Annotated in this window: 9 protein-coding genes and 1 pseudogene; 5 read left to right on the top strand and 5 right to left on the bottom strand. The window is 59.9% G+C overall.

All coding sequences use genetic code 11. The annotated features are described in order from the left end of the window. Positions 1-125: pseudogene (locus GIW04_RS22295) on the bottom strand (alpha/beta hydrolase); the annotation flags it as partial. Next, positions 125-565 (bottom strand): tryptophan-rich sensory protein TspO, encoded by a 441-nt coding sequence (gene tspO / locus GIW04_RS22290; RefSeq protein WP_014719179.1) that lies wholly within the window; start codon positions 563-565, stop codon positions 125-127. The gene tspO and the pseudogene GIW04_RS22295, both read right to left, overlap by 1 nt. Positions 566-729: 164 nt before the next feature. Here tspO and chrA point away from each other — a divergent pair, with 164 nt between their 5' ends. Continuing rightward, positions 730-1,926 carry a chromate efflux transporter gene (gene chrA, locus GIW04_RS22285; protein WP_120248932.1) on the top strand — a complete coding sequence of 399 codons (1,197 nt, stop codon included), beginning with the start codon at positions 730-732 and terminating at the stop codon, positions 1,924-1,926. A 105-nt stretch (positions 1,927-2,031) separates the two neighbouring features. Here chrA and GIW04_RS22280 read toward each other — a convergent pair whose 3' ends face one another. The 3 genes from GIW04_RS22280 to GIW04_RS22270 all read right to left on the bottom strand — a co-directional run bounded on the left by GIW04_RS22280 (position 2,032) and on the right by GIW04_RS22270 (position 5,088). Then, positions 2,032-2,595, bottom strand: coding sequence for a nucleotidyltransferase family protein (locus GIW04_RS22280; protein WP_120248933.1), 564 nt, complete (start codon positions 2,593-2,595; stop codon positions 2,032-2,034). Between the two features lie 294 nt (positions 2,596-2,889). Then, positions 2,890-3,402: a hypothetical protein gene (locus tag GIW04_RS22275; protein WP_120248934.1), complete on the bottom strand. Its 513-nt coding sequence runs from the start codon at positions 3,400-3,402 to the stop codon at positions 2,890-2,892. Between the two features lie 153 nt (positions 3,403-3,555). Further along, positions 3,556-5,088, bottom strand: a complete 1,533-nt coding sequence (locus GIW04_RS22270) for a hypothetical protein (RefSeq protein WP_120248935.1) — start codon at positions 5,086-5,088, stop codon at positions 3,556-3,558. Between the two features lie 322 nt (positions 5,089-5,410). On the opposite strand from GIW04_RS22270, the gene GIW04_RS22265 reads away from it, so the two are divergent. From GIW04_RS22265 to GIW04_RS22250, 4 genes are all read left to right on the top strand, one after another. After that, complete coding sequence (locus tag GIW04_RS22265) at positions 5,411-6,244, top strand: hypothetical protein (protein ID WP_034136018.1); 834 nt, start codon at positions 5,411-5,413, stop codon at positions 6,242-6,244. A gap of 173 nt (positions 6,245-6,417) precedes the next feature. Continuing rightward, positions 6,418-7,758 (top strand): hypothetical protein, encoded by a 1,341-nt coding sequence (locus GIW04_RS22260; protein ID WP_034136019.1) that lies wholly within the window; start codon positions 6,418-6,420, stop codon positions 7,756-7,758. 4 nt (positions 7,759-7,762) lie between these two features. Beyond that, positions 7,763-8,254, top strand: a complete 492-nt coding sequence (locus tag GIW04_RS22255; protein ID WP_003192607.1) for a hypothetical protein — start codon at positions 7,763-7,765, stop codon at positions 8,252-8,254. After that, the gene (locus tag GIW04_RS22250; RefSeq protein ID WP_120248936.1) at positions 8,251-10,473 is read left to right on the top strand and encodes a GMC oxidoreductase; all 2,223 of its coding nucleotides are present in this window, start codon (positions 8,251-8,253) and stop codon (positions 10,471-10,473) included. The genes GIW04_RS22255 and GIW04_RS22250 overlap by 4 nt, the downstream gene beginning before the upstream one ends. The last annotated feature ends 14 nt before the right edge of the window (positions 10,474-10,487 follow it).

Here is a 10,487-nt window from a genome sequence, read left to right as displayed (position 1 = left end):
GCCTGGATCAGACGCGGCATCACGCGGTTGCGGACCTTGAAGCGCGGCATCCACGCCAGTTTGCGATTGAAGCGCCGCATCTGGGCCAGTTCGGGCTCGCTGGCAGGCCAATGCTGGTAGGCCATCAGCGGTTATTACGCAGGATCGAGAAGTTCAACGCCGCGGCCACGCACAGCCACACCAGATACGGAAACAGGATCAGGCCGGTAATCAAATCCAGGCGCACGGCCAGCAGCACCATCGCTGCCACGGTGAGCCACAAGAGCACGATAATCACCATCCCGGCGAACAACCGATGGGCACCGAAGAACACCGGCGTCCACAGGGTGTTCAACGCAATTTGCGCCGCCCACAGGGCCAACACCATTTCGCTGCCGGGGATCAGGGTCAAGCGGTAACCGGCCCAGGCCAGCAGCAGGTAGATGATCGTCCAGGCCACTGGGAACAGCCAATTGGGTGGGGTGAAACTGGGCTTGACCAGGGATTCGTACCAGGCGCCGGGTTTGAAGATCACGCCAGTGCTGGCGGCGGCGGCGCAGGCAAGCAGGAAGATGAAAAAGGTCATGGTCGGTCCTTGAGGTCCTGTGGATGGAAAAACAATGCACTGCTTTGAGTGACTCAAGCAACCTCGGATAAATTCAATGGGAGCAGCAAAATACCCGCTCTTCTGCGCGTCATGAAAATTGGTTATGGTCGGCAACATCCAGCATCGCTGCCCGAGACGTCCCCTTGCCCCAGCTTGCCGATCACCGCAGCAGCCCCTGGTCAGTGTTCCTGATCTTCCTGCGCCTGGGCCTCACTTCCTTCGGCGGGCCGATTGCGCACCTCGGCTATTTTCGCCAAGAGTTCGTCACCCGCCGCCGCTGGCTCAGCGAGCGCAGCTATGCCGAACTGGTCGCCCTGTGCCAATTTCTCCCCGGCCCGGCCAGCAGCCAGGTCGGTATCGCGTTGGGCCTGTCCCGCGCGGGTTACCGGGGCGCGGCGGCAGCCTGGGCCGGGTTCACCTTGCCATCGGCCATCGTCCTGATCCTGTTTGCCCTGGGGCTGGCCCACTACGGCGGCGCCCTCCCCCATGGCGCGCTGCACGGCCTCAAGGTCGTCGCCGTAGCCGTGGTGGCCCAGGCTGTGTGGGGCATGGCACGCAACCTGTGCCGAGGCGTTTTACGGGTGGCGTTGATGTTGATCGCCGCCTGCGTGGTGTTGCTGCAACCCTCCGCTTGGGCTCAAGTCGGGGTCATGGTGGTCGCAGGCGTGGCCGGCCTGTTGCTGTTCAAGCCCGAGAGCAGTGCCGAGCCCGACGCCCTGCCGATTGCCATCAGCCGCCGCGCCGGGGCCCTATGGTTGATGCTGTTTTTGCTGTTGCTGGTGGCCTTGCCGCTCCTCGCCGCATGGGCGCTTAACCCCACACTGGCGCTGGTAGACGCCTTCTACCGCACCGGCGCGCTGGTATTCGGCGGCGGCCACGTGGTATTGCCGCTACTGCAAGCCGAAGTGGTGCCCAGCCAATGGGTCAGCAACGATGTTTTCCTCGCCGGCTACGGCGCCACCCAGGCCGTGCCCGGCCCGCTGTTCACCTTCGCCGCCTTCCTCGGCGCCTCCATGACCCACGCCCCGAGCGGTTGGCTTGGCGGGGTGATCGCGCTGCTGGCGATCTTCGCCCCGTCGTTTCTGCTGATCTTCGGCGCCTTGCCCTTCTGGGCCAACCTGCGCAAAAGCCCGCGCACCCAAGCCGCGCTCGCCGGGGTGAACGCGGCGGTGGTTGGCCTGTTGTTGGCGGCGCTGTACCAGCCGGTGTGGACCAGTGCGATTTTCAACGGCTACGACCTCGCCCTGGCGTTGCTGGCACTGGCCGTGTTGATGGTGTGGAAACTGCCGCCATGGCTGGTAGTGATAAGTTGCGGCCTACTCGGCGCGGCACTTTTGTAGGAGCGAGCTTGCTCGCGAAAAACTCACAGGCGCCGCGTTTATTCAGGAAGCACGCGTTATCGTTAACGATTTTCGCGAGCAAGCTCGCTCCTACAGCATTGGGGCTCAGCCTGGCTCGACAATCTTGAGCCATGGCCAACGCGCCTGATAACTCCGGGCCTTGTGCAAAAACAGCTCGGGCTCCGCGTGCAGCGGATTGATGCGCAGCACGCCCTGCTCCACATCTTCCAATCCATAAGGCGCATACACCTCACCGGAAGCGATATCCAGCGCAATGCACGTACCCGCCACCAGGTAACGGTCAACCCCCTGCCGAGCCGAATGCAACTGCGGGTAAGGCCGGCCAAACCGCTGACCATACCAAAGGTGCACCCGCGCCTGATTCCTGACCTCCACATTCACCCCCAGGTCTTGGAACAGCCCCTGCGCCGCACGAATTACCGCGTCTTCCGCCTCGTAGGACAGGTCCTCGTCAAAGTAAAAAACGTCGTAATCCTTAACGCCCTGAGCCGCCGGCAGATTCGCCTGATGGTTCCACACCGCCTGGAACAAACAGCCCGCCGTGAGCATGCACTGCGGCACGCCAAGCTCCGGCAGCCGCGCTGTGATTTGCGCATTGATCGGATTGGCCATCGCCAATTCAAGCAAGGTGTCGACAGTCAATGTCATGTTCAATCCTCCATCGTCAGCGCCAACCATAACACCTGAATATGGCACTCCTGTAGGAGCGAGCTTGCTCGCGAAAATCCCAAACGATCACGCAGCGCCTGAAAGCAAAATCCGATTCCCCGGCCGCACCTTGCGCCATTGCGCCGACTTGAGCGCCGGGGTGGCCGTCTCTAAGGTGTGAAGGATGATCGTTAACACCGGATTCCATTTGAAATTTAATGAAAGGCCGAATAACGAGAGCGGCGATTGCGTTCAACCTGTTCCTTCATGCCAAGAGCACGGCATCTGCTGTCGTTACTCCACCTCCCAGAGTAACAAGCACACTTCTCCCTGCTCACCATCGCTGAAGTATTTTTTAGAGTCTGGCGCTGCCCAAAAGGGCATACCCTCAAACCAATAGGCCCACTTGGTCTGAAGGTCTGTTTCTACATCACTGCACAACAACATCAACTGAACCTTGCGAACCCCTTGTGCAACGGCACCTTGGAGTTTTTCCCGATCTTCTGTGATTTTTGCTTTCCATTTGTTCTGCGTATAGGCATGCACCAACGACGTTTCCACCAACCAGGTTGTACCATCCTTCGCCGAAATCGCGATGTCACCCAATTGAGCAGATGCGTGGCCAGTAAAGTGTGTCTTGTAGCCAGGCTTTGGATTGCACTCGAACGCTAGAGCGGTAAACGCGCTGAACTGTTCCCAGTTGAACCACTCTTCAAACGAGTAGCCGGTGCCTGCAAAGCGCGTGATGTCACGGGCCTTGGGGCTGAAGTGGTCTTCCAGTATCTGAGCGAGTTCGCCTAGAGTCATGTGCATCGTCCTTGTATTGCTAATGGGCAGACACCCAGCGTACGCCTACAGGTGCCTGGTGGAACCACTTAACTATTTTGTAAGGCCCGGCTCACAGCCGCTACCTCATAGGTCGAAAAGCATCAGGCCCCAAAAAATTATTGGCGTGGTAGATCAGTTCACCGCCGCCTTGCTCAACCGCACCAGTCCGAGGATGGCTTCGCTTAGGCTGGTCGCGCCTTTGTTGCTTTGGGTCAGCACCACATCCACATTGGTTCCGTCACGCTTGGCCATCGTCAGCTTTTTATTCATTAGACCGCTGATGGTCACGTCGGCAATATCGGCAAGTGCCACGCGGTGCGACTCCTTGAATTGCAGGCGCACGTATACGTACTCAAGATCAACCAGTACGCCCTTGTCGCCAGAGCCGAACACTGTCTCGTCGAAGAAGAACACCACCTCGTCCTTGGCAATGTTCAACGCGTTCTTGGATTCGAAGGTCAGGACCTTCTTCGTCGGCAAGTCCGGCGCCACATAGAACTTGTGATCGGCGTTGGACCTGAAACCTTGGGCGGCAGCCGCCACGGTCAACCCGCAGCCGCCGCGTTTCGCTGAGCCTGGTAGTACAGGTGTAACAACCGATAGCGCGCTTGCCTGCGTCTCGCGCGCCACGATTTTCTCGATCACTCGCTCACAGTGTTCATCGAAACGTTCATAATTGATAAATTGCGCATAGCGCTCGATGTCCGGGCGACTGGCGCTGAAACTTTCCACAGTGCTGAGGTCGCACTGGCGCAATTGCTCCTGGATCAGAGCTTGCTTTTCCTTGAGCAGGCCGCCCATGCCGAAGTACTCCACAACGCCATCGAGTCGCCCTTGATCGCCGCCAAACTTTCGTAGCAGGATCGGATAGATACGCTCGTTGTAGGGATAAGCGCTGATCGCCTTGACCGCCGACGGCAACACGGCCTCGTCGGGGATCAGGCCTTTTTCAATATTCTCGGTAATCGCCTGGGACTTTCTGATCTCGTCCTTTGAATAGCTGTGCAACTTACCGGGCGAATCGGCATTGATGGCGTCGAGGGTCGCAAGGTAGGCCGCATTAACGATATTGCTGGCACCGTCTGCGAAAGCCTTGACCGTTGCCGGGCTCTTGAAAATCTCGTCTTTCTTGAACGAGTCGCCGAGTGCGCTGACCCCTTTGGCCATCAGGTTGAATACGCCATGACCAATATTGGACATCAGGTTTTTTGCGTCGGCATCGTATACCGCCTTCTCTGAACCGTAGCCTACCCATTGGCGACGACCACGGCGACGATTGGTGCGATGCGCATCCGCCTCGGCTGAACGCTCGACAATGGCTTCGTATTGCTCGGCCAATACGCCGAAGTCTTCATCCCATGAGTCGTAGCGCTGCATGAACGCATCGTAGAAGCGCTCTTCGTCGATATCGTAGATCCCATGGGCCACGGTGAGCTTGATACTTTGGCCTATTGCCTGGAGGCGGATCTCGTCTGCTAGATCATCGCCGCCTTCGTAGAGGTTATCCAGGCTGGAAAACAGATCGTAAAAGCCGGCATTGATTTTCTGCGACCACGTCGCGGCAATCGTCGAGAATGCTTGCCTGACCTGGTTTGTATCAAGCTTGCTTTGCGGTGTTTCAAGGGCGTGGCCGTAAAGTTCAATCGTCTGAATGCTTGCATCCATTGCGTGTCACCGTTCCAAGATCGCGGGCAGAAGGAGGGAGTAAGGCAGCTTTATCAAAGGCGAGGCGCAGCCCTCAACGAGGGTAGCACAGGGCCACTACATGATACCTTTATTGCTCCCCGTTTCGATAACAACCAACGTCGCTGACAGACACGATGTGGACTCATTGAGAAATAATCCGCCCTCTTTTCCGAACCGAAAATCAGAGGTGACTCCTTTGGCCGGCTGCTGCCTCTCGCGAGCGGCTGGAATCGGTCGAAAGAAAACGCTCATTAGCACTCAAGGAAAAATATCGATTTTTGTCATTTCAAGGAACGCAAGAGTGTCTATCATTAAAATGAAATCACGTGCCGATTGTCGGCTCATCTCCATGCTGCTGTTATTGACAGGTTTAGTGTCCCTCTCGGGTTGCCATCGGTTGACACTCGACCAGCGAGTGAATGCTTGGGTTGATAGCGGTGGTAAGTCCGTTCCAACTTATCTCACTTCAGAAGAAATCAAGCGCATAGAAGAGAGGCGTTATGGCAGGGTTTTAGGCACTACCTTGGCTGAACGTGTGTTCTGGGCGAATGGCGAGGGACTGCGAGGCAGCGTGAAGCTACGTATGAAGCTTGATCGACAGGGGGACGTATTGCGCTGCGAGGCGCAGCCAACGGACGCAGGGAGTCCACCAGGCTTTACGAAGCTCGTAACGGACGTGTGCTGGAGCAGTATCTGGGAGAGCGTTCCGGAAGGTCTTCAGAATCCAATTGATGGCACGTTTGAGGTCACCGCACCTTTGATAGCTTCTGGTAATACCTCCCCCATTTCTGATTACGACCGGAGACACCAGAGGGCTGATGTTGAAAGCCGTTTTTTCTGGAACAACGTGGTGGCCAAGCAATCAATAAATGCGTTCGGCAAAGCACGCTTCGAATTCACTGCCAACGCAAAGGGCCAAGTCACACATTGCGATGTGACGTTGAAAAAACACTATCTGCGCCCTGAACGCTTCCACTCGGATCCGGCGTTACAAAAGGTACTTGCAACTCAATGCTTGCAGCTCGATCTGCAACAAATGTCAGGGTTCCGTGTAAGGGAAGATGGAGTAGCGCACCGCGTCGTTTTTGTGGAGTACTTGCCTTGGAAAAAACAGGTGGGGAAATATTCAGAATAAGGCCCGCACTTTATGCGCGATCCTGCTTATCCCTACCTTTAGTCGGATATTACGGAGGGTAATGACGCAACGGCTAGCCTTCAGCCTAGCGTAAGGGATAACGCTGAACTATCGGTCCATGAAGGGCCAGTACGCCTCGTCGTCCCGACGCTTTATCTGCTGAGGAGACGATAATGAAAATAACCTTGAAACGGTTGGTGTGCCTGGGTGCAAGCTTCACCAGCGCGCTCGCCATGGCCGATACGGCCACCCCGCCGGTACTGTCACCTGCGATCCCCTTCGACGTCACCGCCAACCCTCCCATCACCCTGGACAGCCTGCAACACGATTTCGACGTGCTGTCGTGGCAGACCTTCGTCGCCCTGAACTGGCCCGCCAACGCCGACGGCAGCGCCAACACCTCGGCGCAGATCGGCGCGCCGGGGCAGACGGTTTGGGAGTCGTGGAAAGAGAGCTACGCGATTTTCCTGCCCCAAGGCCAGAAGCCGGTCGCCTGGGACCAGCACACGCCGCCACCCGCCGCCTGCCAAGGCAAGGGGAACCTGCCCGTGCTGCAACAGATGGGCAAGGTCGCCGGTGTGCTCGACGAATTCATCCAGCCGTTCAAGACCGGCCCGCTGGTGGACCAGAACGGCACCTACACGCGCAACGCGATCATGGTCAACCAGCCTATGTTCAACGACATCGTCAACAATGGCCTCTACAGCAAGGAAGGCCAGCAGGCTTTCTTCACCAAGGCCGACAGCCGCATCGCCTTCTCCTGCGGCGTGAAGGAGGATAAGCAGGTCGGCGCGATCATGGTCAAGTCGGCCTGGAAGGTACTCGGCAGCAACGACAACCCGCAGGAATTCCACGCCGTCGACGCGTTGGTTTACACCCCCGGCAACACCGACCCGAACACAGGCGTGGTGATCCCCGAGTCGTGCAGCGCGCAGCAGGTCGGGCTGGTCGGCCTGCACATCGTGCACAAGACCAAAGATGCGCCGCAGTGGGTATGGTCGAGCTTCGAGCACGTGCGCAACGTGCCGGAAAAGACCACACCCATGAACGAGCGCAAGGGCCCCTACCTGTTCTACAACGCCCAGGCCAGCAACCTCCCCGTGAACGAGCCACCCGCGCAACCGTGGGACCCGTCGAAGAAGGCCACGCCCTCGCAGATCGTACGGGAAATCCCGCTCACTGCCGCGACCCACCAGCTCAACGCGCAGTGGCAAGGCGCGCTCAAGGGCACGGTGTGGGCCAACTACCAACTGATCAGCACCCAATGGCCAACCGCCCCCGCCGATGACTGCAAGGTGCCGTCGCCAACCAACCCGCTGGGCACGCCTGCCCCGACCTTCCTGGCCAACGCCACGCTGGAAACCTACAACCAGGGCACCACGCCACAGGCCTCGTCCAGTTGCATGGAGTGCCACAACAACGCGACCACCCGGGTGACCCAGTCCCCGCGCACCAGTTTCGCCGATTTCACCTTCCTGCTTGAACGTGCCCAATCCACCGGTGCCAAGGAGTGATGCCATGAGCGACCCAAACCTGCAAAACTTCATCGACCTGTCCGCCGTGCTCACTGGCCTGTCAGCCAAACTGCTGGCGCCTTTGCTCGACCCGGTCAACCTGCCGCCGCTGTTCTTGGCCACTGCCGAGCAAGGCATGGGCACCGCTGCGTTCAGCAACCTGCTGACGCTATTCGCCCGCATCAAGAACCAACCGCCTGAGCAAATCGCCAGCGCCGTGCTCGGCAACTCTGACCCGCAGATCGCCCAGGGCGCGCGCTCGATCATGAAGCTGTGGCTGCTTGGTAGCTGGTACCAGCCTTATGACCAGGGCACCGCCCACAAGGGTGACATCCGCGTGGTCTCCGACCAGGCCTACAAGGAAAGCTGGGCGTGGAAGATCGCCCAGTCCCACCCTATGGGCTACAGCCAATACCACTTCGGCTACTGGGCCGAGCAGCCACCGACCCTCAAGCAATTCACCGGTGTCGACGCCAAGGAAGGGCAGCAACCATGAGCACTCTACACACCCAGAACATCGAAACCGCCGATGTAATCGTCGTGGGCGCCGGCATGGCCGGCAGCGTCATGGCCTATCAGTTGGGCCTGGCTGGCTTGAAAGTGCTGGTGCTCGAGTCGGGCCCGGCGATTCCACCTAACCGCAGCGAGTACCTAGAGCGTTTCTACACGGCCGTGCTCAAGGCGCCCGAGTCGCCCTACCCACCGGAGCAGACCGAGCAGACCCCGGCCAAACAGTTCGCCCCGCGAGCGACTATCCAAGACTTGATCACCGCCGGCAGCGACGATCCGAACAAGCTGCAGAAGAGCTACCTGGTACAAAAGGGCAAGCAACTGTTCGCCAGCACCTACGAGCGGGTAGGCGGCGGGACCATGTGGCACTGGATGGGCACGGCCCTGCGCCTGTTGCCCAACGACTTTCGTATGCAGAGCGTGTACAAGGTCGGGGTCGACTGGCCGATCAGCTACGACGACCTGCAAACCGCCTACTGCCGCGCCGAGGAAGAGATGGGCGTGTCCGCCGATGTGGCGTCGCAGAGCTACCTGGGCGTGACCTTCCCGCAGGGCTACCAATACAGCATGCACGGCATTCCGCCGTCGTTGGTCGACCAGGGCGTGGGCAAGGCCGTCGATGGCACCCAGTACCAGGGCATCACCCTCAACGTGCGGCAAACCCCGGCCGGGCGTAACTCGCAGAACGACAATGGCCGACGGGTATGCGCCGGCAACACCAGCTGCACGCCGATTTGCCCGATCCAGGCCAAGTACGACGCCACCGTGACCATGGCCAAGGCGCTGGATACCGGCAACGTGCGTATCCTCTACCAGTGTGTGGCGAGCCAAGTGCAGGTCGATGCCAATGGGGTCACGGGTATCGATTTCATCCAATACCAGAACAACGGCACCCGCCAGAACGGCACGGCCCAGGGCAAGCGCTACGTGATCGCCGCCCACGCGATCGAAACGCCCAAGCTGCTGCTCAACTCCATCGGCCCGCACAGCCCCAACGGCGTCGCCAACAGCAGCGGCCAGGTCGGCAAGTCACTGGCCGACCACCCGGTGTACCTGGCCTGGGGCCTAATGCCTGAAGGCAAGCCGTTGTTCCCGTTCCGTGGGCCATTGTCCACCTCGGGGATCGAAGACATGCGCGATGGCCCGTTCCGCAGCGAACGTGCCGCCTGGCGTATCGAGATCGGCAACGAGGGCTGGAATTGGTCGGCGAATGATCCGTACGCCGCGGTCTGCGATTTCATCGACGGCACCAACCATGGCGGCGCCAACCCCCATAACAAGGCGTTGTCCGGCGTGGCGCTGGTGCAGCAGCTCAACAGCGTGCTGACCCGCCAGTTCCGTCTGGGCTTCTTGATCGAGCAGGTCGAGAAAGACCCCGACAAAGCGCTGTGCCGGGTAGAGAGGGCCGAGGGGCTCACCGACGGCTTGGGCCTGAACAGGCCGCAGATCGCCTACGAACTGTCCGACTACACCAAGGAGGGCTTCAAGCAGGCGCGCCTGGCCGCCACGCATATCATCACCAAGCTGATGGGTGCCACCGAGCTGACCGACCTGAACCCTGAGCTCAAGCCCGGCTCGCAAACGGTGTTCGAGCACGGCGGCCAGAACTACGCGTTCTACGGCGCTGGCCACTTGATGGGCACCTACCGCATGGGCTCGGACCGCACCAAGTCGGTGGTGGACAAAGACCAGCGCAGCTGGGACCACCCCAACCTGTTCCTGGTCGGCGACGGCGTGTTCCCCGCCACCGGCACCGCCAACCCAACCTTGACCATCACCGCGCTGACCTTCCAGGCCGCCGACGTGGTCGCCAGCGACCTGCTCAAGCGTACCGTGCAGGTGCAGGCCAGAGACCCCTGGCAGGGCACAGGCCTGCAGGTCAACGGGCACAGCTGGCAACTGGCGGTGTGCACCGGTGGGCAGTGGACGGCCAACCCGGGCACCGGGATGGTCGGCGCGGCAGGCCACCCAGGCTTGACCGCCAAGCCCGGCTATACCTTACCCGGTCAACCAGAGGGAGCGTTGATCGGGCGTATCGGCACCAGCGGCGTGCCGTTCCTGGTGGGCAACCAGGCGCAATTGCCGCGTGGCCAGCAGGGGGAGTTGCAATTGTGCATCAATGACGACCTGGACGGACGTTACGGGGCTGGCCTGAGCGATAACCAGGGCAGCCTGTCGGTGGAGGTGCGTTTCGGGGCGGTGTAGGCGCTGTCTTAGCA

This window comes from Pseudomonas sp. PA-4-8C, assembly GCF_021606625.1.
In the GTDB taxonomy this organism is placed as follows: domain Bacteria; phylum Pseudomonadota; class Gammaproteobacteria; order Pseudomonadales; family Pseudomonadaceae; genus Aquipseudomonas; species Aquipseudomonas lactis.
The sequence above is the reverse complement of the archived record's forward strand: the minus strand, read 5'-3'. Positions and strand labels throughout refer to the sequence as shown.

Excerpts from the sequence above, each read along its gene's own strand:
- tspO (WP_014719179.1), bottom strand. The coding sequence starts at position 565 with ATGACCTTTTTCATCTTCCTGCTTGCCTGCGCCGCCGCCGCCAGCACT.
- GIW04_RS22280 (WP_120248933.1), bottom strand. The coding sequence starts at position 2,595 with ATGACATTGACTGTCGACACCTTGCTTGAATTGGCGATGGCCAATCCG.
- GIW04_RS22275 (WP_120248934.1), bottom strand. The coding sequence starts at position 3,402 with ATGACTCTAGGCGAACTCGCTCAGATACTGGAAGACCACTTCAGCCCC.
- GIW04_RS22270 (WP_120248935.1), bottom strand. The coding sequence starts at position 5,088 with ATGGATGCAAGCATTCAGACGATTGAACTTTACGGCCACGCCCTTGAA.
- GIW04_RS22260 (WP_034136019.1), top strand. The coding sequence starts at position 6,418 with ATGAAAATAACCTTGAAACGGTTGGTGTGCCTGGGTGCAAGCTTCACC.
- GIW04_RS22255 (WP_003192607.1), top strand. The coding sequence starts at position 7,763 with ATGAGCGACCCAAACCTGCAAAACTTCATCGACCTGTCCGCCGTGCTC.
- GIW04_RS22250 (WP_120248936.1), top strand. The coding sequence starts at position 8,251 with ATGAGCACTCTACACACCCAGAACATCGAAACCGCCGATGTAATCGTC.